At 44.3% G+C, this 23,216-nt stretch carries 34 protein-coding genes; 32 read left to right on the forward strand and 2 right to left on the reverse strand.

The genetic code is table 11. The features are described 5' to 3' along the window. Positions 1–106 precede the first annotated feature (106 nt). Genes IQ209_RS10025 through IQ209_RS10035 form a run of 3 tightly spaced genes read left to right on the forward strand, consistent with a single transcriptional unit; the run spans position 107 to position 991 of the window. Positions 107–337: a hypothetical protein gene (locus tag IQ209_RS10025; RefSeq protein ID WP_193851170.1), complete on the forward strand. Its 231-nt coding sequence runs from the start codon at positions 107–109 to the stop codon at positions 335–337. Then, complete coding sequence (locus tag IQ209_RS10030; RefSeq protein ID WP_193851171.1) at positions 324–785, forward strand: lysis protein; 462 nt, start codon at positions 324–326, stop codon at positions 783–785. The genes IQ209_RS10025 and IQ209_RS10030 overlap by 14 nt, the downstream gene beginning before the upstream one ends. Then, positions 782–991: a hypothetical protein gene (locus IQ209_RS10035; RefSeq protein WP_193851172.1), complete on the forward strand. Its 210-nt coding sequence runs from the start codon at positions 782–784 to the stop codon at positions 989–991. Before IQ209_RS10030 ends, IQ209_RS10035 begins: the two co-directional genes overlap by 4 nt. A gap of 82 nt (positions 992–1,073) precedes the next feature. Here the strand turns inward: IQ209_RS10035 and IQ209_RS10040 are convergent, their stop codons facing one another. After that, positions 1,074–1,286: a KTSC domain-containing protein gene (locus tag IQ209_RS10040; RefSeq protein WP_193851173.1), complete on the reverse strand. Its 213-nt coding sequence runs from the start codon at positions 1,284–1,286 to the stop codon at positions 1,074–1,076. A gap of 454 nt (positions 1,287–1,740) precedes the next feature. Here IQ209_RS10040 and IQ209_RS10045 point away from each other — a divergent pair, with 454 nt between their 5' ends. From IQ209_RS10045 to IQ209_RS10180, 27 genes are all read left to right on the forward strand, one after another. After that, on the forward strand, positions 1,741–1,914 hold the full coding sequence (locus IQ209_RS10045; RefSeq protein ID WP_193851174.1) for a hypothetical protein: 174 nt from the start codon (positions 1,741–1,743) through the stop codon (positions 1,912–1,914). 36 nt (positions 1,915–1,950) lie between these two features. Next, a complete protein-coding gene (locus tag IQ209_RS10050) occupies positions 1,951–2,385 on the forward strand; it encodes a DNA-packaging protein (RefSeq protein ID WP_193851175.1) in 435 nt (144 codons plus the stop codon). A gap of 188 nt (positions 2,386–2,573) precedes the next feature. Next, entirely contained in the window at positions 2,574–4,016 is a 1,443-nt protein-coding gene (terL, locus tag IQ209_RS10055; protein ID WP_193851176.1) for a phage terminase large subunit, read from the forward strand. Between the two features lie 8 nt (positions 4,017–4,024). After that, positions 4,025–5,518 (forward strand): DUF1073 domain-containing protein, encoded by a 1,494-nt coding sequence (locus IQ209_RS10060; protein ID WP_228005811.1) that lies wholly within the window; start codon positions 4,025–4,027, stop codon positions 5,516–5,518. After that, positions 5,475–6,275: a phage minor head protein gene (locus IQ209_RS10065; RefSeq protein WP_228005812.1), complete on the forward strand. Its 801-nt coding sequence runs from the start codon at positions 5,475–5,477 to the stop codon at positions 6,273–6,275. Before IQ209_RS10060 ends, IQ209_RS10065 begins: the two co-directional genes overlap by 44 nt. A 3-nt stretch (positions 6,276–6,278) precedes the next feature. Then, positions 6,279–7,541 (forward strand): DUF2213 domain-containing protein, encoded by a 1,263-nt coding sequence (locus IQ209_RS10070; RefSeq protein ID WP_193851177.1) that lies wholly within the window; start codon positions 6,279–6,281, stop codon positions 7,539–7,541. Positions 7,542–7,622: 81 nt separating this feature from the next. Then, positions 7,623–8,039, forward strand: a complete 417-nt coding sequence (locus tag IQ209_RS10075) for a hypothetical protein (protein ID WP_339378867.1) — start codon at positions 7,623–7,625, stop codon at positions 8,037–8,039. An 81-nt stretch (positions 8,040–8,120) separates the two neighbouring features. Further along, on the forward strand, positions 8,121–9,134 hold the full coding sequence (locus tag IQ209_RS10080) for a major capsid family protein (protein WP_193851179.1): 1,014 nt from the start codon (positions 8,121–8,123) through the stop codon (positions 9,132–9,134). Positions 9,135–9,198: 64 nt separating this feature from the next. Continuing rightward, positions 9,199–9,558 carry a hypothetical protein gene (locus IQ209_RS10085; RefSeq protein WP_193851180.1) on the forward strand — a complete coding sequence of 120 codons (360 nt, stop codon included), beginning with the start codon at positions 9,199–9,201 and terminating at the stop codon, positions 9,556–9,558. Next, positions 9,558–9,971 carry a DUF4054 domain-containing protein gene (locus IQ209_RS10090; protein ID WP_193851181.1) on the forward strand — a complete coding sequence of 138 codons (414 nt, stop codon included), beginning with the start codon at positions 9,558–9,560 and terminating at the stop codon, positions 9,969–9,971. The genes IQ209_RS10085 and IQ209_RS10090 overlap by 1 nt, the downstream gene beginning before the upstream one ends. 3 nt (positions 9,972–9,974) lie before the next feature. Continuing rightward, complete coding sequence (locus IQ209_RS10095) at positions 9,975–10,442, forward strand: hypothetical protein (RefSeq protein WP_228005813.1); 468 nt, start codon at positions 9,975–9,977, stop codon at positions 10,440–10,442. Beyond that, entirely contained in the window at positions 10,439–10,819 is a 381-nt protein-coding gene (locus IQ209_RS10100) for a hypothetical protein (RefSeq protein ID WP_228005814.1), read from the forward strand. The genes IQ209_RS10095 and IQ209_RS10100 overlap by 4 nt, the downstream gene beginning before the upstream one ends. Continuing rightward, positions 10,807–11,292, forward strand: a complete 486-nt coding sequence (locus IQ209_RS10105; protein ID WP_193851182.1) for a hypothetical protein — start codon at positions 10,807–10,809, stop codon at positions 11,290–11,292. The genes IQ209_RS10100 and IQ209_RS10105 overlap by 13 nt, the downstream gene beginning before the upstream one ends. An 11-nt stretch (positions 11,293–11,303) precedes the next feature. Beyond that, a complete protein-coding gene (locus IQ209_RS10110; protein WP_193851183.1) occupies positions 11,304–12,761 on the forward strand; it encodes a DUF3383 domain-containing protein in 1,458 nt (485 codons plus the stop codon). 60 nt (positions 12,762–12,821) lie between these two features. Then, the gene (locus IQ209_RS10115) at positions 12,822–13,220 is read left to right on the forward strand and encodes a hypothetical protein (protein WP_228005815.1); all 399 of its coding nucleotides are present in this window, start codon (positions 12,822–12,824) and stop codon (positions 13,218–13,220) included. Next, positions 13,220–13,633 (forward strand): hypothetical protein, encoded by a 414-nt coding sequence (locus IQ209_RS10120; RefSeq protein ID WP_193851185.1) that lies wholly within the window; start codon positions 13,220–13,222, stop codon positions 13,631–13,633. The genes IQ209_RS10115 and IQ209_RS10120 overlap by 1 nt, the downstream gene beginning before the upstream one ends. A 266-nt stretch (positions 13,634–13,899) precedes the next feature. Further along, complete coding sequence (locus IQ209_RS10125; RefSeq protein WP_193851186.1) at positions 13,900–14,376, forward strand: hypothetical protein; 477 nt, start codon at positions 13,900–13,902, stop codon at positions 14,374–14,376. Positions 14,377–14,391: 15 nt separating this feature from the next. Continuing rightward, the gene (locus IQ209_RS10130; protein WP_193851187.1) at positions 14,392–14,607 is read left to right on the forward strand and encodes a hypothetical protein; all 216 of its coding nucleotides are present in this window, start codon (positions 14,392–14,394) and stop codon (positions 14,605–14,607) included. Positions 14,608–15,076: 469 nt separating this feature from the next. Beyond that, complete coding sequence (locus tag IQ209_RS10140; RefSeq protein ID WP_193851189.1) at positions 15,077–15,361, forward strand: hypothetical protein; 285 nt, start codon at positions 15,077–15,079, stop codon at positions 15,359–15,361. A gap of 61 nt (positions 15,362–15,422) precedes the next feature. Then, on the forward strand, positions 15,423–17,936 hold the full coding sequence (locus IQ209_RS10145; RefSeq protein ID WP_193851190.1) for a hypothetical protein: 2,514 nt from the start codon (positions 15,423–15,425) through the stop codon (positions 17,934–17,936). Positions 17,937–18,155: 219 nt separating this feature from the next. Then, positions 18,156–18,443, forward strand: coding sequence for a type II toxin-antitoxin system HigB family toxin (locus IQ209_RS10150; protein ID WP_193851191.1), 288 nt, complete (start codon positions 18,156–18,158; stop codon positions 18,441–18,443). Then, the gene (locus tag IQ209_RS10155) at positions 18,440–19,015 is read left to right on the forward strand and encodes a type II toxin-antitoxin system HigA family antitoxin (protein ID WP_193851192.1); all 576 of its coding nucleotides are present in this window, start codon (positions 18,440–18,442) and stop codon (positions 19,013–19,015) included. Before IQ209_RS10150 ends, IQ209_RS10155 begins: the two co-directional genes overlap by 4 nt. After that, a complete protein-coding gene (locus IQ209_RS10160) occupies positions 18,999–19,469 on the forward strand; it encodes a protein-export chaperone SecB (RefSeq protein WP_193851193.1) in 471 nt (156 codons plus the stop codon). Before IQ209_RS10155 ends, IQ209_RS10160 begins: the two co-directional genes overlap by 17 nt. Before the next feature lie 205 nt (positions 19,470–19,674). Then, positions 19,675–20,136, forward strand: coding sequence for a hypothetical protein (locus IQ209_RS10165; RefSeq protein WP_193851194.1), 462 nt, complete (start codon positions 19,675–19,677; stop codon positions 20,134–20,136). Positions 20,137–20,153: 17 nt separating this feature from the next. Then, positions 20,154–21,140 carry a DUF4431 domain-containing protein gene (locus IQ209_RS10170; protein ID WP_193851195.1) on the forward strand — a complete coding sequence of 329 codons (987 nt, stop codon included), beginning with the start codon at positions 20,154–20,156 and terminating at the stop codon, positions 21,138–21,140. 35 nt (positions 21,141–21,175) lie between these two features. Then, entirely contained in the window at positions 21,176–21,373 is a 198-nt protein-coding gene (locus IQ209_RS10175) for a hypothetical protein (protein ID WP_193851196.1), read from the forward strand. Between the two features lie 4 nt (positions 21,374–21,377). Then, on the forward strand, positions 21,378–21,560 hold the full coding sequence (locus tag IQ209_RS10180) for a hypothetical protein (protein WP_193851197.1): 183 nt from the start codon (positions 21,378–21,380) through the stop codon (positions 21,558–21,560). Between the two features lie 35 nt (positions 21,561–21,595). Here the strand turns inward: IQ209_RS10180 and IQ209_RS10185 are convergent, their stop codons facing one another. Further along, entirely contained in the window at positions 21,596–21,877 is a 282-nt protein-coding gene (locus IQ209_RS10185; protein ID WP_193851198.1) for an Arc family DNA-binding protein, read from the reverse strand. 132 nt (positions 21,878–22,009) lie between these two features. On the opposite strand from IQ209_RS10185, the gene IQ209_RS10190 reads away from it, so the two are divergent. Next, complete coding sequence (locus IQ209_RS10190; protein WP_193851199.1) at positions 22,010–22,186, forward strand: hypothetical protein; 177 nt, start codon at positions 22,010–22,012, stop codon at positions 22,184–22,186. A gap of 95 nt (positions 22,187–22,281) precedes the next feature. Further along, positions 22,282–23,049 (forward strand): KilA-N domain-containing protein, encoded by a 768-nt coding sequence (locus IQ209_RS10195; RefSeq protein WP_193851200.1) that lies wholly within the window; start codon positions 22,282–22,284, stop codon positions 23,047–23,049. The last annotated feature ends 167 nt before the right edge of the window (positions 23,050–23,216 follow it).

Raw genomic sequence — 23,216 nt, forward strand, 5'->3', positions numbered from 1 at the left:
CTCAGGATAAAAACGTTTTGTTTGCGCTGGCCGAGGGAATCATCCAGATGGAGAACGGCAAACAGCCTTATTCCGATGATATTTTCGAACGGGCGTTTGAGATGCTATGAGTAATTACCAAAAATTAGTCCGGTGTAATAACTGCCACAAGATACGTACTGATGCTCCGTTTGGTGCTGGTTTTGAAAATCGCCGCCAGCTGGGTAAATTTTGTGGACATTGTGGCGAGTTTGCAGGGTATTACGATACGGTTGAAACATGGATATCTACTACTAAATGGTGGAACCCTCGATCGTGGGGAAATGGGTATTGGGTGAAGAAAGATGAAGCTCAATAGCCAATACCTCACTTTCGGTGTTATGGGGCTGCTCGCTGGCGCACTCTGGTTCTATTACGGTTCGTATCAGGACAAAGCCGAAGAATACCGTAGGTTAAACCTACAGTATAACGAACAGGTCGCCATTAACACCACCCAGCAAGCGCGAATCCAGCATCTCGCAGAACTGGACACCCAACACACGCAGGAACTCGCCCATGCCAAGACTGAAATCGATACTTTGCGCGCTGATGTTGCCGCTGGTCGTCGCAAGCTGCGCATCAAGGCCACCTGTCCTGTGTCTGAAACCCCAGCCTCCCGCGGCGTGGTCGATGCAGGAACCCCACAACTTACCGAACCAGCTCGACAAGATTATTACCGCCTCAGAGAAATGATGGCGGAGAACGAACGACAGACGAAGTACTTGCAGGATTACATTAAAACTGAATGTTATAAGGTGACAAAATGAGTAATCAACAAACGCTACAGCCACATCAACAACGTGTTATTGACGAATTAGCAGAGCTTTATGGGAAAATCGAAAGTCTCTCATCCTTTATAGGGGACTCCAGTTATAGAATTCTGGATGAAATTGATAGACAGTTGTTGGACATGCAGCTTTCTGTGATGAAGTCATATTCTAAGATTTTACATACACGTGTTAGTCGGTTCTGATTATCACCACCTCAGAGCAAATGATACTGAGGTGGCGGGAGTGATAACAAAAATCGAGGTATTAGCCTCGCCAAGTTAATGATCATCTAACCTTACGGTATGGGTAAACATTTTTGATGTATTGGTGGAAGTACTTTCCTTTGGAGGAAGCGCTTATCAATCCTTGATGTACATTGGCTGGAACACCATCGTATTGATATATTCCTCCACTATGAAAAGCTATTTCCAATGTTCTCGTGACTTGGTCATAACCAACAGAATGAAGGTTTGAAGATGAAACAGATACACGATTCAATTTCTAAATCTCCTTTATACGGGAAAAGTCCCGAGGAGATATTGGAATACTTTAAGAAATATAACTTTGTGGACGATCACGGGCATCGCCTTGAGATGTGCCAAGATTTCATTGATTTGATCAATATCACAGCAAGCAAAGAATAAGTATTTATCAATTTAAAGAAATTAACACGCTAAGCCATCACATCCCGTGGTGGTTTTTTTATTTCTGCGTCCATTCCCTGAGTGGCTACAGAAATAACCCATGCTGCCACCCGTTCCCATCGCGTACCCAACGCACACGGGATGGTGGCATTTTTTATATCTGCATTTCACTGCGCACCGAAAGCGCCAATCTAAACATCGAACCCCTATTTAGGAATGAGCCTTTGAGGAGTCAGCTTGCTGATGCTCTTCGATGGGCTGATTTCCTATTTCGGCAAAGGTTCATTACCTAAGTAAGGATAAGCATCGTGAGTACAGCATTAACTTTCAAAGAACATGAAATCGTTCCGTTTGATAATGGCGACGGGAAAATTTGGTTTACAGGTGAGCAGTTAGCCAAATTACTTGGCTATACCGATATGAAGCAAGTGAACAAGATTTATCAGCGTCACAAAGACTCGCCCGAATATGGGATTATATAAATCCAACCAGTTATTTATTCTGAATAAGGAAAGGAAATGAGACAACAAACAAATCAGGTTGGTTGCCCTAGCAAGCTGAATGATGAGCTAATCGCTAAGTCAAAGACATATCTGTATGGCGGTTACACTGAACATGAAGCTGTCATTCCCAGCGTGGCAGGATTAGCCTGTTTTTTAGGTATCGCCCGATCCACTGTCTACGAGTACGCAAAGCTCAATTCTGAATTTTCGGACACGTTAGAAGGGATTTTGGCGCTACAGGAAAGCAGGTTGATTAATAAAGGCCTGTCGGGTGATTTCAACGCGACTATTACTAAATTGATGCTGGCTAATCACGGTTACTCTGATAAGCAGGAAATCGATCACCGTTCCCCTGACGGCTCCATGACGCCTAACAATATCGACCTCAGTCACCTGACTTTCGAGCAACTGATGGAACTGAGAAAAAATCGTGAAAGTAGCCCTATTTAACATAATGGTTCTTAGGCGAACACCCGATTTCAAGCTCAGTCAAATTTGCTATCCAAACGATTAAAAATAGCCATCTTCTGCCTGATTTTGCGGCTTTTATTTGTTATTAATTTGTTATCAAAAACACGAAAATCATTTCGATGTGATTTTGGTGTGAAACACTTATTTCTCTCACTTTTGGTGCTGACATGGATATTGATAATGCAATGTTGGATGAGGCTATCGAGAGGGAGATTGCGCGACGCAGTTTGCATGAGTTCATCCAGTACATAAATCCTGAGTATATTACCAGTGATTTCTCACGACAGGTTTGTGCGGCATTAGACGAATTTTTACTCGATATGATGGCTGGTAAGCGCCCGATTCTAATATTAGGTGCGCCACCTCAGCACGGGAAGTCAGATATTGTTTCGCGCTATCTACCTGCCTACTTTTTCGGTAAATATCCCGATAAACGTGTGGCCGGATTGTCATACGGTAAAGATCTGGCCTCTGACATGAACCGTGATGTACAGCGCATCATGATGAGTGAGGAATATCGCAATCTGTTTCCTGCATCGTCATTAAACCCAAAACGGGTTGTGACCGTTGAGATAATGGCTAAGCGTAATAGCGAAACTTTCGAGATTGTGGGTAATAAAGGATCTTATATTGCGGCGGGTGTTGGAGGGCCATTAACAGGTAAGAAAGTAGACTTGGGTATTATTGATGACCCGATTAAAAACTCTCAAGAAGCTTTAAGCCCAACAACCAAAAATGCCATTTGGAACTGGTATGTGTCCACCTTCAAAACCCGGCTGTCAAAAAACAGCGGCGAGATTATCATGGCGACTCGCTGGGCGACGGACGACCTATCCGGTAAGGTAATTGAGAAAACTCCAAAAGCGAAAGTACTAGCGTTTCCTGCAATCAACGAGCAGGGTGAGGCACTGGTGCCTGAGTTACACCCCATTGAGAAGTTATTGGAAACTAAGGGCATTTTGGGGGATTACTTCTGGTCAGCCATGTATCAGCAATCACCTAAGCCTGGTGACGGTCAAATCTTCCATGAAGAGTTCGTGCGTTATTACTTACCAAAAGACTTACCGACTAAGTTTGATAGGGTTATCCATAGCTGGGATATGACATTCAAAGATAGTGATGGTACGGATTTTGTGGTTGGTCAAGTTTGGGGTAAGAAAGATGCGAATGCTTACCTGCTTTATCAAATTCGTAAGCGCATGAGTTTTACCAAAACGAAAGAAGCAGTGAAGTTGCTAGCGGAAAAATTCCCAGAAGGAAGACGCAAGCTGGTGGAAGATAAAGCCAACGGCCCAGCCGTGATTGATTCACTGAAATCAACTGTATCAGGACTAGTACCTGTCGAACCAGACGGTAGCAAAATTGCACGTGCTCATGCCTGTACAGCTGAATGGGAAGCAGGGAACGTGTGGTTACCACATAAGGACATTGCGCCGTGGGTTGTTGAAACCGTGGAAGAGATTACAACATTCCCATTTGCAGGGCATGACGACACCGTGGATGCCATGACGCAAGCACTACGTGATTTATATCAAAAAAGACGGGGTATCAGTATGAACCCAGACATTGTTAATCAGGCCATGCGCCATTCACGCACTATTCGTCGGTAAATAACATTATGGCAAGAAAACAAAAACGCCAGGCCACAAAGCCACGGCGAGGATTAGCTTTGTCTAAATCACTTCTGGAAAGATTAGAGGACGGGCAGTACATCCCAACCTATGAAGAAGTCAAAGATATTTACGGTCCGGCAAAAACATTAGGTACGCCAAAAGAGGTAACTTTGGCTATGGACGCCTCATTAAGTTCTGCCGGAGCGTATACCCTAATTCAACACGCATGGGAGCATGGTCAGGGTTATGCATTAGGACCATCATTTATGGGTTACGCTGCTTTGTCATCTCTCACGCAGAACGGTTTGATCCGAGCCTGTATTGAAACTGTGGTCGATGATATGACACGGGAATGGATAGACATCAAAGCGGTAGAAAATGAGGGTCAGGACGACAGCGCCGAAGACAAAAAGGTGATCGAAGACGCTCTGATTGATTTTAGAGTCAAAGATATTTTCCACAAGGCGGCTGAATATAACGGTTATTTCGGCGGCTGCTTAATATTCATTGATACGGGCGCTACAGATAATCAATTACTGGTGCCGCTGGATATCTCAGAAAAATCGGCAGAACTGAAAAATTTCAAACGCTTCGTGCTGGTGGAACCTATCAATATCTTTCCGGGCAGATATGAAAGCACCGACCCGCTAAGTCCCCGATATTTTAACCCGGACACATGGTGGATTTTAGGTAAAGAGGTTCACGCATCACGCTTGATTCGTATTTGTGGTAATGAGGTTCCTATCTTGCTGAAACCCTCATACAACTTTATGGGAATGCCACAGGCGCAGTTACTGTATGACTATGTAATCCATTTTCAGGACAGTCGCACTTCTGCCGCACGGTTACTGGAGAAATTTTCTCTAACAGCGCTTAAAACTGACATGGAAGACATTTTAACCAATCCAAATGCAACCAGAGCACTAGATGGACGGCTGGCTTATTTGGCCTCCGTTCGCTCAAACGATGGCATTTTGGCTATTGATAAGGAGATGGAAGATATCGTTAAGCTCGAAACACCGCTATCTGGAGTGACCGATATCGTTCGTCAGATGCTGGAATTGATAGTTGTTATTAACCGCACTCCAGCGGTCAAATCACTAGGCATTTCACCCAGCGGATTCAATGCCACTGGAGACAGTGATATTCGCAACTATAACGATCACGTTAAGAGCCAGCAGGAGAAAGTTTTTCGCGCAGGGCTGCAAAAAGTGTTGGATATTACCCAAATAGTCACTCTAGGTCGGTTAAACCAGTCTGTCACCTTCGATTTTGTCGATTTGAATAAGGACGATGCCAAGGCCGCCGCAGAAACCCAGAAAACAAAGACTGACCGGGATGTGGCACTGATTGATACCGGCGTGATTTCAGAACAAGAGGTCAGGCAGCGTCTCTCTGCCGATCCGGACAGTGATTATTTCGGTATTAATGCCAGCGAAGTGCCAGAGGTGCATTATGAGGAAGCAGAAAACCAAAACGGGCCGATCTACACGCCCTAACGCGGGACTGGAGCAGGAATATTATCGCCGGATGCAGAAATTAATTCAGGAGATGGTGGATTCGGTTGATTACTGGATATCTGCGGAATACAAACGCCAGCAGCCAAATATTGTTGGTGATGCCTCACCTGCCAAGGTATTAACAGAAAAACTTTTTTCGATCAAAGCACGATGGACAACGAAGTTTGGTCGAATGGCGGAATCCATCGCTATTTGGTTTGTTAATCGCGCTAATACCTATGCCTCTAATTCAGTTAAAAACAAACTGAGAGCGGAGAGTATCACCGTTAATATGCGCGTCACACCCGCTGTACAGAATGTTTTAGACAGCTTGTATGAGCAACAGATAAGTCTGATTAAATCCATTCCTGAGCAATATCTAACTCAGGTTCAAACACTGGTACAGCAGAGTGTGGTTAATGGGCGAGATATCGGATTCCTGAAAGAAGAACTGAAAAAGCGCTATGGCGTGACGGAGAACCGAGCCAAAACCATTGCCCGTGACCAGAACGCCAAGGCAACCAACGCCATTGCGCGGGAGCGCTGCAAATCATCGGGGATTACTGAGGGAATTTGGATACACCGCGCGGGTGGCAGCAAAACCTACCGTGAGTCGCACATTAAGATGAACGGTCAGCGCTTTAATCTTAGCGAGGGCTGTTATGACTCACATGTGCAACGGCATATCCATCCCGGAGAATTAATCAACTGTAAATGCGATTTCCGCCCTGTTATTCCCCCAATAGGAAGTTCTTAACTTATGCCTAAAGAAACAAATTCGGTCATTTTTGATGAGGGGAGCCGACGACGCGTTGATGAAAACGGCTACCTCCACGTCTCACAAACGCACCTCACTAAAGAGCAAGTTGTACCCTATATCGGTCGAGAGATTCCCGGCTGGGAAAATCTGGAGTTAGAGCCAGATCGACTTTATTACGGTTACCGTCCTGCCGATGAATTAGAAAAATCCAAATCAACTTTTAATGGCGTCCCTCTACTCTATATCCATAAACAGGATAGCGCCGAGCAACCATTAAAAGAGCTACGGGTGGGTTCTATCGGCACAACGCCTGTATGGGAGTCGCCCTATCTAGATAACGCATTAACCGTAACTGACCAGATGGCGATTGATGCCATTCAGGATGGTTCACTAAAAGAACTCAGTTGCGGCTATTTTTTTGAACCTGATTTTACATCAGGAGAATTTAACGGTGCTACTTATGACTTCGTGATGCGCAATCTTCGCGGAAATCATGTTGCACTGGTTAAAGAAGGTCGGGCTGGTCCCGATGTGTATGTACATGACGGACTACCGTCTCAATTGCAGGAACACGTGATGTCACAGGAAAATACAGCACCGAACAGTGCAGAAAATAACGACGTTATCACACAGGATAACCCGAACGCGACTCAGTCAACTGAAAACCAGAATCCGACTGAGTTTGTGATAGATAACGATGCCGTAAAAGAAAGAATGACGAGTTTAGGGTTGGCAACGGATGATGATGCCGCTGTGCAAACTTTTATCAGTGGGATGCAATTTGCCCATGAGTTAACGGGGAATGACCCAGCTTCCTCTCCTGTTGGGGATAACGGAGATGTGAAAGAAACGCCTAAAACCGTAGGTGATAATCTGTCCGGGGAAAATACAGGCGAACCCAAAAAGGAGACTCCCGCCATGGATCACAAACCAACTATTACGATGGATGCTAACGCCATTCGTCAACAAGCCTTTGAACAGACCAGAACACATTTCCGCGCGCTCAACGAGGCCGGGCAAAAAGTCCGTTCGCTGGTGGGTGAGCTGGATATCATGGCCTTTGACAGTGCCGAAGCGATTTATGCTCACGCATTGAAACATAAGGGTTATGACCCCCAAAAGTACGACAAAACCGCCTATAAAGGCATGGTGGATATCTTAGCAGCGCAAAAGCCCTCACCATTTGCTCAACATATGGCGATGGATGCGGCGCCCGGCAGTCTGGAAGGTCAGTTTGCAGGCTTGAAAAATATCAAAATTTAAGAGGTAATTATGGCATTACAAAAACAGGTTGGCCTGTACTACGCACCCGCCGTGCCCGGTGACAGAGCCACACAGAACCCGGTGATTTACACACAGGGAAATCCGCGCACAGAAGGTGATATCACCGTCGGGCATTTTGTCTTTGCAGGTATGGATCCGTTCAGGCAGGTAAAAGCCTCAACAACGGGTAAAGATGCACCGGTGGGTTTTGTGGAACGCATACTGGCGTACTACAACTATAACCTGATATCGCCGGGCACGATGGAAATTCCCGATCAAACGGATGTCACTGTTGCGGTACGGGGTGACTTTTGGTGTGCGCCAGTCAATCAGAGCGTATCTATTGGTCAGGCCGTGTTTGCTTCCACAGCAGATGGCAGCATTCAAACCGCCGATGCCAAAGCGACCGTTGACGGTCATGTCAAAACTGACTGGACAGTCAAATATTACGACCCCGACAGCAACCTTGCCATCATCTCGAATTGGCACACTGCCTAATCCCTGACTGACATTATTATTTACGCATGACAACACACTGCAATATCGGGTGGGCTTTGTCATGCGTGTACGGAGAACAGAATGAGTAACCCTTCTTTTGAACAGGTCAAACAATACGGCATTATTTTTAATGGTGCCCGTCACTGGATCACACCCGGCAGTATTCCGCGATTAGCTCAGGATGCGGCATTAATCACTTCGCCGAACTCGACGGTTCCGGCTGAATTACTGGCTTACGTTGATCCGACCATTATCGAAATTCTAACCGCGATACGTAACGCCCGCGAGGTGTTCAGCGAAGAGAAACGTGGAGACTGGTCTACGCCGTATATGAAATGGCGCGCCAATGAAGTTACAGGTAATACAGCGGCTTACTCGGATTTCGGTCATGCCGGTCAATCGGGCACAAACTATGAATGGCATACACGCGAGCAGTATCGCTTTCAGACCGTAACCCAGTACGGCGATTTAGAGGCGGATATGGCCTCTGACGCCAAAATCAATCTGGCGGCGGATAAACAACGCGCTGCTGCGACGATTATTGATATCGATAGCAACAAGTTCTATCTGTTAGGTGTGCAGGGTCGTGAAATTTATGGCTTACTGAATGACCCGAATTTAAATCCCGCTATCGCTGCCGCGCCTGCGGGCGAAAAAAGCTCAACTAAATGGGTAAATAAAACCACACAACAGCGTTACCGGGACATCCTGAACCTGTTTGCCCGTCTGGTCAGCCAAACACAAGGTCTGGTATCAGAGCGTGATGAACTGATTTTGACTATTTCACCATCTGCCCGCGTATTGCTGGGTGATGCGACTGATTTCAACGTCTCCGTGATGAAAATGCTGGAAACTTATTTCAGCAATCTCAAACTGGTCAGTCTGCCTCAATTGAGCGGGCCGAGTGGCGAAACCATGCAATTGATCGCACCCAAAGTGGCAGGTATGGAAACTGGATTGCTGGGCTTCGGTGAAAAAATGCGAGCAGGTCGTATCGTGCCTGATTTGTCTTCTTTCTCGCAGAAATTCACTGCAACAACTTACGGTGCAGTCATTCGAATTCCTGCCGCAATCGCCCAAATGACGGGTATTTAAACCTCACAACAACTCAAATTAATGGTCTCTCAGGAGGCCATTTTTTATTTCGGAGAAACATAGTATGTCAAAAGGAAAAACCATTAACGTTAACGTCCGCCTGAATCACCCGCATGGTATTGAGTTCCCGATGCCGGATGGTACTAGCGTAGTGCTGAGAGGAAACGCCTTTTATCTCTTCGGGCAGGAAAAAGGCAAATTGCCAGTTGGCCTGTATGGAGAGACGATCGTAGACGCGGATAAATGGGATTACATCTTAAAAACCTATGGTGAGATGGAGATTTTCAAAAATAACCTCTGCGTTTGGGACGAGAAAGAGGCCGGCGCCAAAGACAAAGCCAGTGAGAAAAAAGAACTGCGCCACGGTCGTGAGCCAGTAGATACTAGCAAAACGACCACAGAGCCTGCGAAGGAGAGCTTCTGATGGCTGTCGTTACATTCGACAGTGGCGAGTTCCTGAAATTGTATCCTCGATTTGCCGGCGTTCTGACGGACGGGCAATTACAACAGACGTTTGATGTAGCCTGTTTGCTACTAGATAACTCCGACAATTCGATTGTTCCCTATGAGCCCAATGGCATACAGGAACGAAAGACGTTGTTGTACCTGCTGACCTGCCATATTGCGACAGTAACGTTATGGGGAAACAACGATCGGGCGGGGCCAGCATCCAGCGCAACCGAGGGTTCAGTCAGTGTCTCGTTTGCAGTTCCTGACGCTGCCAATGCTTCGTGGTTTACGCTCACCCCTTGCGGGCAGATGTACCGGCAGGCAACCCGCAAATATGTTGTGGGTGGGCGTTATTCGGCGGTGAAACATTATCATCCGTGGGGGTAAATCATGGCTATCAAAGGTGGAGATAAACTCAGAGCTGCACTGGAGCGGATCGCCAATACACAAACAATTCAGGTGAATGCGGGAATACTGGCAGGCGCAACCAATGAGGATACGGGCGAACCAATCGCTCCCTATGCCGCCGCGAATGAATTCGGTACGAAAAATATTCCGCCTCGCCCTTTTATGCGTAGCACCATTGCGAATAAATCCAACGAATGGTCACAACTTCTTGCCAGTCAACTTCATGGCAGAATGCAGGATGGCAATATAGAGGCTGCGTTTGATGTGGTAGGGAAAGAAATGGCGTTAGATATCAAAGACAGTATCGAACATTCATTACCACCGCCGAATGCCCCAGAAACCATTGCCAGAAAAAGAAAGAAAGGAATAGCTGAACCCGAAAAAACGCTGGTGGATACTGGCAGTATGCAGCGGGCTGTTGATTATGAAGTGATTAAGGGTGAGAAATGATTAATGTCAGAAACATCGCCAACAACCTAATCACCACGGTTAACTCCAATATCAATGCTGTTCTGCTAGTGAATGATGGCTATACGGTCACTGATTCCGGCAGGCAGATCCCCAAATATTCCGAGCATGAAATCACTGTACAGCTACAAAGCCTCAGTACACAGGATTTAGAACATCTGGGCGTCATCAACCAGCAGGGACAGCTCATCTACGCCTACGCCAGAGGTCAAATCTCAGCAATTAGACGAACCAAGCAAAAAGGGTCAGACCGAATGAAATTTGCGGCTTATGGTGAAGATGAAGTATCCGAGTGGAATGTGACACAGGTCATCGAGTCCTACCCTGCGTGGGTTAAGGTGTTGCTATGGCGACAATAACAGTAACTCACGATGATTTATTCATTGAGGTTAGAAAATATCTCATTGAACTATTTCAGTGTGACGTTACTCAGGGGTATCAAAATGATGTTCCTGCTCCTGAAAACGGCGTTGTAATGCATGTTCTGTTTGAGCGAGATATTGATTACATCGTCAATTATTACCATCACGAATCATCAGAGATTACGGCACAACGCTCTGTAGAACTGACGATGCAATTAGATTTTTACGGTGATGACGCTGATTCACGGGCGCGGGTGGTAGCGAACCTGTGGCAGTCGAGTTATACCACGGCTCGATTCAAAAAATGTCAGCCGCTCTACAGTGAGCAACCCCGCAAAATGGTTCTGGTGAACGAAGCTAACCAGTACGAAAACCGCGTGATGCTCGAAATCAAACTGCAATATAACCCTGAAATTACCTACTCAGTCGATAGCACCGACTCATTCTCTATTGATCTCAATTCCATTTAAGGTGAATACCTATGAATACAATTCCGGCGAGTGACATTGTCAGCGTCTTGCCCGGTGTCGTTGGCACGGGCGGAAATCCCCTGGCATTGAACGCTCTTTTTATTACCAAAAGCACACCGAGCGCCATGTTAGGTGTGAAAGCATTCGGCAGCGCCGAACAGGTCTCAGAAATCTTCGGAACGAAATCCAAGGAATACGAAGCCGCTCAGGTTTATTTTGCTGGATTCGTTGGCTCAACAACTCGCCCAGAAACGCTGTATATTGCGTCAATGGTGACAACCAATCAGGCAGCTAAGTTGGTAGGTAGCAAAGTGCCAATCAGGGATTTTAACCATATCCCACAGGGGTTGGAGCTGGATATTGACGGGAAACGTCAGGTAGTCATTATCACGCCAGCCGAAATTAAATCCTATTCCGCATTGGCCGAGGCTGTATCAGTGTCACTAGCCAACGCCGGCATATGCAAATATGACGTTACCAGCCGTACATTCGCCATTGAAGGCGCAAAAAAAGGTGCTGGTGGGACTATCAGTTTCGGCTCTGGTGATTTAGCTGAATACATGGGGCTGACAGAAGAAGCGGGCGCGCAGAAAAACGACGGTATCAACGCTGACACTATCGACGAGCTGATGCCGCGCATTACCAAATCAGTGACTAATTTTGTTTCCATCATGGCGATTGGTGATGATTTTAGCTCCGACGAGAAATTGGCTATATCCAAATGGGTGACATTGCAAAATGATCGTTATGTGCATGTGCTGTATTCCAGTGGTGAGCAAGTAGCACTGGAGGCGATTTCTGGCGCGATTATTGAATCCGATATTGGCGGAACGTGTCTGATGTACGGCGACCACACGCACGGCGCATTTGCCTGTACCTATGCGGCATCATTGAATTTCAATGAGCTGAACGGTCGAGCAACATTTGCATTCCGCCGTCAGGAGGGGCTGAAACCCACCGTGACTGATAAGGCGCTGGCAGATGAGCTACTGCGATTGAGATTCAATTTTTACGGTGCTTACGGCACGGCAAACGACCGGTTCATATTCGTTAATCAGGGTTCAGTTTCCGGCAAATTCAAATGGATGGACAGCTACGTCAATCAGGTATTCCTGAATAGCCAGCTGCAATTGGCATTAATGACGATGCTCACCAGTTTCAAGAGCATTCCCTATAACGAAACCGGGAAAGCGATTCATCGGGCAGCTCTCAAAGACCCTATCGACCAAATGTTACGGTTTGGCGGTATTCAGCGCAGTGTCGTTTTGTCTGAACAACAGAAAAAACAGATTAACGTCGAGGCAGGTTTTGATGCAGCGGCTCAGATTCAGACTGAGGGGTGGTGTGTGGTCATTGATGATACTCCCGCACAGACTCGCGGACTACGTAAATCCATGCCATTGAAATTCTGGTATGCCGATGGTGGCAGTGTCCAGAAGGTCGAGCTTCCATCTATTAACGTCCAGTAAGGAACAATTATGACAATGGGACATAACCCAAACACAATTACCTCAGCAAATGCTGTGTTAATGCTGAGATGTAAAGGGGTGTACGACGATTACGTCCAGATTCAAGGCTTTCAGGCGGATAATGCGTGGGAGTTCGGTGAGGTCACTCTCGGGGAAACCCGTATTGGGGTGGATGGGAAACAGTCTGTTGGCTACGTCCCCCATGAAACACAATGGACATTATATCTGGAGGCGAATAGTCCCTCTACTCAGGTGTTAGAGAATATCAGAAAAGACTTTAACAGCAAGAAGGAAGCACGATTTATCGACATCGTGGTGGAAATCCCTTCGATCAAAAAACGCTACTCTGGTACGGGTGGGTTAATCAGTATGACAGGTGGTGCTAGCGGTAAAAAACTACTGGACGGAACCAGCTACAAATTCAACATGATCACTAACGGCGCTGAGGAAATCGCATAATGTCTAATCTGAAATCTAAAACAATCACTATCGAATCAGGCCGTGATGCCGGTAAAATGTTTGTTATCACTGAAATGCCGATTGTTAAGGCCGATGATTGGGCGATGAGAGCATTATTCACGATTGCCAATGGTGGTATCGATATTGGCGATTTACGCCCATCAATGGGAATGATGGCAATAGCACAGGTGGCCATTAAGGCGTTGTCCAACATTCGGGCGGAAGATGGTATTCCGCTGTTGAACGAATTGCTCGACTGCGTGCAAATTGTTCCGTCTGGTGGTAATGCCCGCGCTATCGAGTTCAATTCTGATATCAGGGATGTTAAGACCATGTTCCTATTGCGAAAGGAGGCGCTGGCTATCCACATTGATTTTTTAACTCAAGGCGCTGGCTCAGACTCGAAAAATTGAGGGCGGGTCTGCCGCTGAAATCTGGCGTGATGGCTGAGACAAATAACGTCTCCAGCATTGTGTATCAGGTCGTTACATCTGGATATGCCTCCTACCACGAACTTTCTACGATATACGGCCTCGAATCAGCGCTGAATATGCTAGAAATTCATCAGGTCAGTGAATACAACAAGCGGTTGATAGAGGAGCTGAGTAAGTCTGATTAATTTACTCAACCCTCTAAGTGGCTATAATCAAATCAAACCCACTATTACATGAGGTGACCGATGTTAAAGCAAATTGGCGCCGCTTTATTGTTGTTCCCATGTGTGTTGCTGGCGGATAGCGGAATTTCCACCAGCGATGATGGTCAGCTCTATATTGATGACGGGAATTATTTCTGTGAAATTTATCCTGCTTATATCTTCAAGGAAGTCAAAAGTCGTAAAGGCTTCCCTGTCGGGTATTTTCCGAAAGCTATGTTGAATGTAACCACGAATGGCAAAAATAAAGACATTGGTGTTGATCTCTACCCGAACATGCCAATGGATGTGAGGCCGTCCGGCTCATGGGGCTATTTCAGCGCTACGCTGAGGGCTAATTCACAAAGCAATACCGAAGTTTCCTATCAGGCCATTAGAGATAACAATAACTTTTCCTACCTTATCGGTACTAAGAACACAGGCATTATCGCCGCCATCAGTAGCAGCGATGCGTTTAGCCCTGTGAATGCGGTGCTTGGCCGGTGTAATCGGATGAATTAATAACTGGAGAAAATAATGAAATTTGAAAATTTAGAACCTGATGTGAGAACAGCAGCGATTGAGGTGTATAAAACCATTGTTATTCGTGAAGCAGGTTTAGTTGATAATGAATATAGCGAGTCACAAACAGCCAGACTGGAAAATCTGGCTGAAAGTATAGTTAAGGGATTTTCAAGACTTTGTGATTCAAATTGCACACAAGGCAGAGTAGGTTCATCAATCAGAGAATGATAACCACGCTTCCCAATCCCCTGTTAAAGCACAGACTATAATGTCTGGGGAACCGTTTGATAATGGACTCGCAATCTTACTAACCTTAGAGCATAACTTTTTCGCACTGAGATTAGATTCTCCTTGGTAGGTTCCTTGGGGCAATTTTAGCTGCTTGTGAGTATCGCTTAATATAGTTTTATGCAAACCGATAAGGTTCATTCCTTCATGCAGCGCTTCGTATTCGTTACTCTCAGCGCCGTGTAGTTCAACTCTGACCATATATCTTGTCATGCTTTTATTCCTTGTTTTGTTTGAGGAATAAGCAACCTATCAGCTTCCTTTAATTGCGGGAAGTTAGAACCACCTCGCCTGATGTGGCTAAAAGCAGGCTAATTCACGCCGCCTTGAGCGGTTTTTTATTACCCAATGTTTCTAATGAAAGGTATAGTTTATGAGTAACTTAATAATGAACAAGGATTATACATTTATGTCTGAAATTGATTTTGAAGCATTGGGCCGTTGCCATCATCTAAAAGGGAAGATAAATGATACTTGTCACAAGAGGGATGGAGCCTTTCGAGATATAAAAAATAAATATCACGCTGGCTCGAATCCGTTCGACGCAGTATATGAAATCGATATGGCGTTTTTTCACCAAAAATTCAAAGAGCTGGATGAGGCGAACACTGAGCTGACTATTCTGGTAAACGAATACAATCAGTGGGCGGGTAAGGCTGGTGAACGCCCCATTAGGTGGATTAAAAGCAACTAACCCTAACTCATCATATAGTCAGGTCGCTTGAGCGGCCTTTTTTACGCCCAAAGGAGAGCGAATGGCTACTCTCGTTGATACCCTGCTCGTTGCACTCAAGCTGGATATGTCAGGTTTTGCAAACGATGCAAATAAAGCAATAAAAGCCCTTGATGATCTGGATAAGAAAGCTGACGGCGCATCTGCTTCTGTGGTCTCAATGTCCGATGGCACTAATAAAGCCGCGAATAACACCAGAAATTTAAATCAGTCCAATCAATCTCTGGTTAAATCGACTGAAACTGTCGGTAAAACCACTAAAAATACATCTAATGTGGTGTTGAGTTTTTCAGACAAGCTCGGCGAGGCTTCTGATAAAACTCAGGATATGAGCAAATCCGTTAACGGTGCCGTCAAAGCGCTGGCGGGATTATTCACGACGATTTTCGTTTCCAGTGGATTAGCGAAACTGGTTAGCGAAATATCTAGCTCAAACGACCAACTCCACTTCCTGAGTAAAAATTTAGGAATGAACGCGGACACCATCAAAAAGTGGCAGAACGTCGCTGAAATGTCAGGTGGTAGCGCCGATGGTATGGCGGCCACAATGTCCAGTCTCAATAAATCACTGTGGGATTTGGTGACTGTGGGTGATGCGTCTATCCTGCCTTTCTTTGAAGCGCTTGGTGTCGGAGTTGTGGATTCGCAAGGGAAGATCCGAAATTTAGACGATATCCTGTTGGATATGGCGGACAGTATGTCCCAGATGCAGCGCCCGCAAGCTTATAATATCGGTAAGCATTTAGGCATGGATGACGGCACGATTAATACCCTGTTAGAAGGCCGTGAAGCCATTCAGAAAAAGCTGGATGCACAGAAAAACCTCGTCATCTCCACTAAAGAGGAGCTGGAATTAAACCGCCAGCTCAGGGAACAAAACTCAGTCCTCAGCCAGCAATGGGAGGGGCTGAAAACCATTGTAGCCAACTATCTCATTCCGCGATTACTCAAACTGTCTACGATGGTGAGCGGGTTTTTGGATTATCTGAATAAACATCGGGATACGGCAATAACGCTATTTCAGGGAATAGCAACGGTTATCGGTATTACATTAATCCCTGTAGTCGGTCGGGCGGCTTTAGCTATGCTGGGGTTATTCGCACCGTTAATCACAGGCACTGGCTTAATTCTCGCCTTTGTTGCGGCTCTGTGGCTATTGTATGACGATTACAAAGGTTGGAAAGAAGGCAAACAGTCATTCTTTGACTGGGGCGAAATGTTTAAGCCGTTTGTGTGGATCATGGAGCAGCTAGAAAAGTTAGAAAAATGGTTCAAAGGGACGACTATTGGTCAGTGGTTTACTGATACTAATGGTGAACTGGATTCATTCAAACTAACACTAGGTGGACTGGCTTTATTCTTAGGTGGCCCTTGGTTAGCAAGCATCCTAACTACATTAGGATTGGCAGGGTTAGGTTTATTGAGGTTCTTTGGTTGGCCTGGTGCATTGATTGGAGGCGCTATCTGGGCGTTCAATGAATTTAAATCCAAAATTGACAACTTTGACTGGGACTCATCGGCTAAGGATATGGCTAAAGTAGGCGATAAAGCAGCCAAAGCTGTAAAAACAGTCAAAAAGCTAACAAATGCTGAAACAGTGTCAGAACAAGGTCAAGTACTACTCGATACAGCAAAATCCTTGCCAGAAGTGAAACTGATCACCGACTCAATACAGATAGGCACAAATATAGTAAAGAGCAACACAGACGAGCAAGGAAGGGTTAACTGGTCTGGTGTGGTGGGAAGCACTGTTGATTCATTCAGTAAGGCTGCAAAAGTTGTCGCTGATGGTGCAAAGAATAAACCGAAGCCAAAGCCATTACCTGAAACTCAAAAAGGCAATACCAGAGGAGAGCGTAACAATAACCCTCTTAATATGGAATATGCCAAGCAAAAAGGCGCAACGGTAGAAGATCACCCTGAGCAGCGTTTCGCTAAATTTAACACCCCTTATGAGGGAGTGGAGCGTACCGCTTGGCAATTGCGGCGCTACTCCAACGGTCAAACTACGGGGAAAAAACTGCAATCGGTTGAAGATATAGTATCTACTTGGGCACCTCCTGGCGGAAAAGACAATAATCATACAGAGGATTACATTCAAAGAGTTGCTCAAAGGTTAGGGGTGGGTCGGAGCGACCGCTTAGATTTAAACAACCATGATGTCATGTATGCACTGATGAATTCTATGAGTCAGGAAGAAATAGGAAAACCACTTCCTTATCCTAAGTCACTTGTCATGGCAGCAATCAAAGGACAAGGCGATCCAATGGTTAATCTGGCAAAAAACCTTAGTGCACTCTCTGATACTGTATCAAAGCCGCTTATCCCCAATATGGACATGAATGCACCCCATGATTTTCTCTCCCAGACACAGAGAATACAGAATATGCCTGTGGCTAACGTGAATAATAAAACCGATATTACTATCGGTGATATTAACGTAACCACGACAGCTAGTACGGTTACGGGGACTGTAACCGATGCAAGTGAAGCGGCTAGGTTGAGTCTTTCTCAGATAGTGCCATCAATGAGTTGATGGCTGATGGTTGGTTAGGCTGTGTTAAAGTTTTATCATTCTCACAATTTTGATAATTTCCGATCATACTTTAACTAAAGTAATGTAGGGTATTGCAAGCATTCAAGGTAAGTTATCACGATTAGACATGCAATAATGTGACAACTAACTGGTTAAATTAACACCGTTCCCATTTTGGGAATTAGAGTGTAGAATCTTGCAAAGGAAACTTCTCAGCCAATGAAAATCATGGGGAAAAAGGAAATAGTTTCTTTTTGGAAAAAGCATAATCAGGCAAAGGGAGCGCTTAATGCTTGGATAACTGAGGTAGAATCAGCAAGTTGGAGCAGCCCGCAAGATATAAAAAATAGATTTTCTACTGCGAGCTTTTTGCCTGATAACAGAGTGGTGTTCAACATAAAGGGAAATGATTATCGCCTCGCTGTTCAGGTTAGATACATTAACGGGATAGTGAAAATTGAACGTATTGGGACTCATGCCGAATATGATAAGTGGAGGCTAAAATGACTGAGTTTAAGCCGCGAATCATAAAAAGTGATGAAGATTATGACCTTGCAATGGCTCGACTAACAGAGTTAATGGACTTAAACCCTGATGAAAACACGCCTGATTCAGATGAGTTAGAGCTACTGGCTCTGCTTATAGAACATTATGAGTCAGTGCATTATCCAACGGAAAAGCCATCCCCTCTAGATGCCATGTTATTTAGAATGGATCAAGCAGGGTTAACACGCAAAGATATGGAGCAATATCTTGGTTCAGCTTCAAAAGTATCAGAAATACTTAGTGGTAAAAGAAAGCTAAGTATGGCAATGATTCAGAAACTGCACTATGGGCTTGGTATACCTCTGGATGTTTTAATCCAGAAGCCTGACGATATAGAGTGGAAGGACGAAAATGAGACACTAGAAGCGCTTACGTTGGGAGAGGGGAGAATACGCCTACACAACAACGTGATAGCAAAGGCAGCTTCTTCCGCCACTCCAATGAAATTTAAGAAAGAAGGTATTACTAGTAGGCAATTTACCGATATGGAAGAGATGGATACAAGGGAGACTATGTATGCCTTCGCATCTTGAGAGAGCGCAAAAGAAGTTAAAGATAGTTAATGTATTATTTCGTAACGGTTATTTCTCTATCAACCCTGATATAAATGCTTCTTTTATGGATGAAAAGCTCTCAAAAATGAAAGTAAAAAAGCAGGACTACCGAGGTGATATATCAGTACAGGAGTTATCTACAGATGGCAATAAAAACCACGCCTATGTGTTTGATGTGGAAGTTGGTATTCGTGTCGTAGAAATTAAGGAAGACAAAGAAGATATCGATGAGAAAGATACGGTATATATGATAACTGCTGAGTTTGAGATTCTCTATGCATCTAAAGAAAAACTTACCAAAGAAGAGGTAAAGGCTTTTTCAAAAAACAATGTTACCTATCACATTTGGCCTTACTGGAGGGAGTATGTTCAGTCTACTTGCTCCAGAATGGGAACTCAGCCATTATATATACCGATGTTTAAGCCAGAGTAATACACAGTCTCTGCAACCCGCCCCGCGCGGGTTTTTACTTTCCAGAACAGTAACAGGTACTGTAGCCGATGCGGGAGAGGCTGCGAGACTAAGTCTGTCGCAAATAATGCCAACTATGAGTTAATGAAAATTGAGACATGGACGTCTGTCTTCTTTGAGTGATGAAGCTATACTTCAATTAAATCAATCATTACATGGGGTATAAATGTTAAAGGTAATCGCTTGTATAGCCATCCTGCTTACTTCAATGAGCGCCATTGCTGATAAAAATAATGGCGTTGGTGTTGATACTCAAATGAAATATTATGCTATCAATGGAGCTTATAAATGTCTGGTATTTCCTTTCCTAAAAGGAGAGGAACAAGTTTTAGACATGGAAGTTCTAGGAAGTGCTGCAATGCTTATCACAGGAGATAATGATAATAAAAATATTATAATGCAAATCTTTACCACTAGTGGTGAGCAAACAAAAATGACCTTAATGCCTCCTTTACGCTTATATAGGTCGAGTTCTGCACTAACTTCATACATGCCTATAGATAAAAAATTAAATAAGAACCGAACTTACAGTCTGATAGTTAAGGCAAGTCAAATGGCTTATGTGATTAATCAAGGTGAGAATGGTATGAATATCATAATAGATCACTGTGAATCAGTTGAAGATTAAATAACAGGGTACATAAAATGCTAAAGAAATTTTCTGCTATTCTGTTTTTTATATCCGGTATTACTCAATCCGCTAGCTTCGATTGTACGAAAGCGGAAAGTAAAACTGAAAAGCTAATTTGCTCTACTCCCGTTCTATCTCAGGCTGATGATGCTCTGTATGTAGATTATCTACAAGCAAAGTTGGTTACTGGCAATAGTGCCGATTTTAAGGCGTTAGTGAGGCAAAACTGGAAGCTGCGTGAAAAAAATTGTGACACAGAAGAATGTCTACTTGGTTGGTATAAGAGATCTACGGAGCTGTATAGGCAAATTGCGGCCAATAAGCAGACGCAAGAATATAAAACTAGCGATACTTATTTCTATGCCACTCCAGTAAAAATCAGAGGTGTTTTAAACAAAGAGTCGGCTGGCTTCCCGTCATTAAGATTAGATGACCTCATTTCGGTGTTTCCTCGTGATGGCGATGAAGTTGGTGGTGACAACTCACCTGAGTTTGGGGTGGCAGTTATACAACTTGCTATGTCTGATGATACTCAATGGAACCTCTTTGAGGAATTTAAGGGACAGAAAGCAGAGGTGGTGTGTAATTTATATCATTCACATACAGCACACCATAAGACACCAGTGGTATGCTCAGTAGGAAAAATAATACCAATTAAAGTCAAGCCAAAGCAAGACAGCAACCCGGTAAAACAAGCAGTAAGCAGTAGCAAAAAAAGCCTAGATGACTTTTTTAGGGACAACCCATCACTTAACGGTTTTTACGTGAAGCGCGCCATCAAAATGCAAGCTAGTGGAGCTGCTGCAATGGATTCGTTTACCTCGACGGACTCATCAAAAAGTAAGTTAAAAATAACTAGCGATCAACTGAGTACCAATGGCTATGAATATGCAAAACTCGCTGTTCGACAACTACAGGAATTGTGTTCTATGGGAATGGCAACAATGCACAGTCTCAAAGATGCTGATTGTGCAGCGATAATTTCATACAAAGAAAATTAATTTATGATGTTAATTATGAGTCGTGGAGTATTAAAATGAAAATATTATGGCTTTTAGTTATTTTTGGTTCTGTTCTTGGGCTTACGATGGGGTTAATACCTGCGTTAACTATGGCTGAAAGCGCGCCACAAGAAGCAGCGGGAGCAGCTATCGCGGTTGCCTGTGCGGTAGTTCCTTATTGTATTGCTCGCGCAGTAAGCATGTTAAGTGATAGTTCAAAAAAGGACGATTAGCATAATGGGTGTTGATACAATCGAGTTCTGGCTCGCCGCTGCTTTAATTGGCCTTATACCAGCTGCATTGGCGAATGCCAAAGGTCGAAACTTTTTCGGCTGGTGGGTATACGGAACGCTTCTTTTTATAGTTGCTTTAATCCATGCCTTCTTATTGAAGAACACAGATAAAAAGAAACAAGAATAAAGATCCATATTCACAACAAATAGCCCCCTAGGGGCTTATTTTTTATTCCTTTCAAGTTTTACTGCATTTTCTGCGGCAAGTCTTGCGATCTCTTCTAATATTTCTCGTTCAATTTTAGGAACCAAGGTCATTGGTTCGCTCTTCCTTGATGGTGGAAGAAGTACTATTTTATTATCGATTACATCCTGCAAAATCTGAACAATTTCGGAGTTCATTGATCTGCCGTTTTCTTCTGCTCTTTTGGCGATAGCATCCCTCAGTCCGTCAGGAAACCTAACGGTGAACTTGTCCTGCGTTTGGCTTGGGTACTTAGTCATAAATAGTTACCTCTAAAACTTACTGAAATTAGTATAGTGGCTACTTGACTTTATATGCAATGGTGCTAAATTAACTTTAGAGGCAAGTAGCCTTTAGAGTCAAATAGCCTTAATCATAAAAAAGGAATCATAATGAACACAAACTTAGACACAAGAAAGAAAACTGGAAAGATGCAATTAAGAACCACTGAATACCTGAAAGACCAGATATGCAAATTGGCTAACAAAGATGGAATTTCTCAAAATTCAGTGATTAATCAGGCTATAGCTTGGTATGTAAATGAGAGATCAAGAAATGCAGCACAATAAAAGCGAAACCTCGAAGGCGGCAACCAACGAGGCTTCTAATTTGTCAGTAACGTTCGAAGAAACCAACGTGTCAACCCATAACAGAGAGTGACAATATGAATAATGTAGCAAATAAAAATCTTCCTGTCATTGCAGGCGTAGAAATCACTACCGATTCAGAAGGGCGTTTCAACCTGAATGCGCTTCATAAGGCAAGTGGTGCTGGTGCAAGTAAGTCACCGGGGCAATGGCTCAGAACAAAGCAAGCAAGTGAGTTAGTGCTAGAACTTGAAGTTAAGTTATTGAAAGACAATCAGTATGTGAATATGCATAGTGGTCAAAAATCAATCATAACTATTTTGGGCGGTACTACTCCCGGCACTTTCGCCCACGAACTTCTCGCTGTTTCATATGCCGGATGGATAAGCCCATCGTTCCAACTGCAAGTTAACCAGACTTTCATTGATTACCGTTCTGGTCGGCTAACTGCACAACCTCAATTATCAGAAATGGAAATGATCGCCGCCATTGCCAGTAATGCCGCTCGTAATGAAAAACGCATTTCTGCTGTAGAACAAGACGTCGAGCAAATAAAACAAGGCACTATTCCCGTTGGTTATCAGGGTTACAGCTACTTGAAAGCCACTTATGGACTGAGTGATGCCAAAAGTAGGCAGTTAGTCATGGCTTGGTCAATTCCACATAAAAAAGTACCTCATGTTGCACCAGGTGGACAAGTTACCCAGATGTCAGTGGTGCATGAAGAGTCATTCGAAAAAGCACTACACCAGATGATGGAAGAAGCAGAACAACGCGGTTCGCAGTGGTATCACATCAAAATGGGTCGATTCTCTATTACAGGCTGGAAAGTAGAAGTAGCATAAGGATTGATCGCCAAGGACGGCGATCAAATACTGATCTACACAACAGAATCAGCCAATTTAACAGTGATTGCTAGTGATAACAATATGCATTTACTCCTAATGCGTGTGTAAATGGTTGAATATTCGAGGCGTCTCGCAATTCTCAACTGACTACCTTTACATAACGT

This window comes from Xenorhabdus sp. BG5, assembly GCF_015163665.1.
In the GTDB taxonomy this organism is placed as follows: domain Bacteria; phylum Pseudomonadota; class Gammaproteobacteria; order Enterobacterales; family Enterobacteriaceae; genus Xenorhabdus.

Bases quoted from the DNA above. Each gene is read 5' to 3' on its own strand.
- IQ209_RS10025 (WP_193851170.1), top strand. From the start codon at position 107: ATGAGTAATTACCAAAAATTAGTCCGGTGTAATAACTGCCACAAGATA.
- IQ209_RS10030 (WP_193851171.1), top strand. From the start codon at position 324: ATGAAGCTCAATAGCCAATACCTCACTTTCGGTGTTATGGGGCTGCTC.
- IQ209_RS10035 (WP_193851172.1), top strand. From the start codon at position 782: ATGAGTAATCAACAAACGCTACAGCCACATCAACAACGTGTTATTGAC.
- IQ209_RS10050 (WP_193851175.1), top strand. From the start codon at position 1,951: ATGAGACAACAAACAAATCAGGTTGGTTGCCCTAGCAAGCTGAATGAT.
- terL (WP_193851176.1), top strand. From the start codon at position 2,574: ATGGATATTGATAATGCAATGTTGGATGAGGCTATCGAGAGGGAGATT.
- IQ209_RS10060 (WP_228005811.1), top strand. From the start codon at position 4,025: ATGGCAAGAAAACAAAAACGCCAGGCCACAAAGCCACGGCGAGGATTA.
- IQ209_RS10065 (WP_228005812.1), top strand. From the start codon at position 5,475: ATGAGGAAGCAGAAAACCAAAACGGGCCGATCTACACGCCCTAACGCG.
- IQ209_RS10070 (WP_193851177.1), top strand. From the start codon at position 6,279: ATGCCTAAAGAAACAAATTCGGTCATTTTTGATGAGGGGAGCCGACGA.
- IQ209_RS10080 (WP_193851179.1), top strand. From the start codon at position 8,121: ATGAGTAACCCTTCTTTTGAACAGGTCAAACAATACGGCATTATTTTT.
- IQ209_RS10085 (WP_193851180.1), top strand. From the start codon at position 9,199: ATGTCAAAAGGAAAAACCATTAACGTTAACGTCCGCCTGAATCACCCG.
- IQ209_RS10090 (WP_193851181.1), top strand. From the start codon at position 9,558: ATGGCTGTCGTTACATTCGACAGTGGCGAGTTCCTGAAATTGTATCCT.
- IQ209_RS10095 (WP_228005813.1), top strand. From the start codon at position 9,975: ATGGCTATCAAAGGTGGAGATAAACTCAGAGCTGCACTGGAGCGGATC.
- IQ209_RS10100 (WP_228005814.1), top strand. From the start codon at position 10,439: ATGATTAATGTCAGAAACATCGCCAACAACCTAATCACCACGGTTAAC.
- IQ209_RS10105 (WP_193851182.1), top strand. From the start codon at position 10,807: ATGGCGACAATAACAGTAACTCACGATGATTTATTCATTGAGGTTAGA.
- IQ209_RS10110 (WP_193851183.1), top strand. From the start codon at position 11,304: ATGAATACAATTCCGGCGAGTGACATTGTCAGCGTCTTGCCCGGTGTC.
- IQ209_RS10115 (WP_228005815.1), top strand. From the start codon at position 12,822: ATGCTGAGATGTAAAGGGGTGTACGACGATTACGTCCAGATTCAAGGC.
- IQ209_RS10120 (WP_193851185.1), top strand. From the start codon at position 13,220: ATGTCTAATCTGAAATCTAAAACAATCACTATCGAATCAGGCCGTGAT.
- IQ209_RS10125 (WP_193851186.1), top strand. From the start codon at position 13,900: ATGTTAAAGCAAATTGGCGCCGCTTTATTGTTGTTCCCATGTGTGTTG.
- IQ209_RS10130 (WP_193851187.1), top strand. From the start codon at position 14,392: ATGAAATTTGAAAATTTAGAACCTGATGTGAGAACAGCAGCGATTGAG.
- IQ209_RS10140 (WP_193851189.1), top strand. From the start codon at position 15,077: ATGTCTGAAATTGATTTTGAAGCATTGGGCCGTTGCCATCATCTAAAA.
- IQ209_RS10145 (WP_193851190.1), top strand. From the start codon at position 15,423: ATGGCTACTCTCGTTGATACCCTGCTCGTTGCACTCAAGCTGGATATG.
- IQ209_RS10150 (WP_193851191.1), top strand. From the start codon at position 18,156: ATGAAAATCATGGGGAAAAAGGAAATAGTTTCTTTTTGGAAAAAGCAT.
- IQ209_RS10155 (WP_193851192.1), top strand. From the start codon at position 18,440: ATGACTGAGTTTAAGCCGCGAATCATAAAAAGTGATGAAGATTATGAC.
- IQ209_RS10160 (WP_193851193.1), top strand. From the start codon at position 18,999: ATGCCTTCGCATCTTGAGAGAGCGCAAAAGAAGTTAAAGATAGTTAAT.
- IQ209_RS10165 (WP_193851194.1), top strand. From the start codon at position 19,675: ATGTTAAAGGTAATCGCTTGTATAGCCATCCTGCTTACTTCAATGAGC.
- IQ209_RS10170 (WP_193851195.1), top strand. From the start codon at position 20,154: ATGCTAAAGAAATTTTCTGCTATTCTGTTTTTTATATCCGGTATTACT.
- IQ209_RS10175 (WP_193851196.1), top strand. From the start codon at position 21,176: ATGAAAATATTATGGCTTTTAGTTATTTTTGGTTCTGTTCTTGGGCTT.
- IQ209_RS10180 (WP_193851197.1), top strand. From the start codon at position 21,378: ATGGGTGTTGATACAATCGAGTTCTGGCTCGCCGCTGCTTTAATTGGC.
- IQ209_RS10185 (WP_193851198.1), bottom strand. From the start codon at position 21,877: ATGACTAAGTACCCAAGCCAAACGCAGGACAAGTTCACCGTTAGGTTT.
- IQ209_RS10190 (WP_193851199.1), top strand. From the start codon at position 22,010: ATGAACACAAACTTAGACACAAGAAAGAAAACTGGAAAGATGCAATTA.
- IQ209_RS10195 (WP_193851200.1), top strand. From the start codon at position 22,282: ATGAATAATGTAGCAAATAAAAATCTTCCTGTCATTGCAGGCGTAGAA.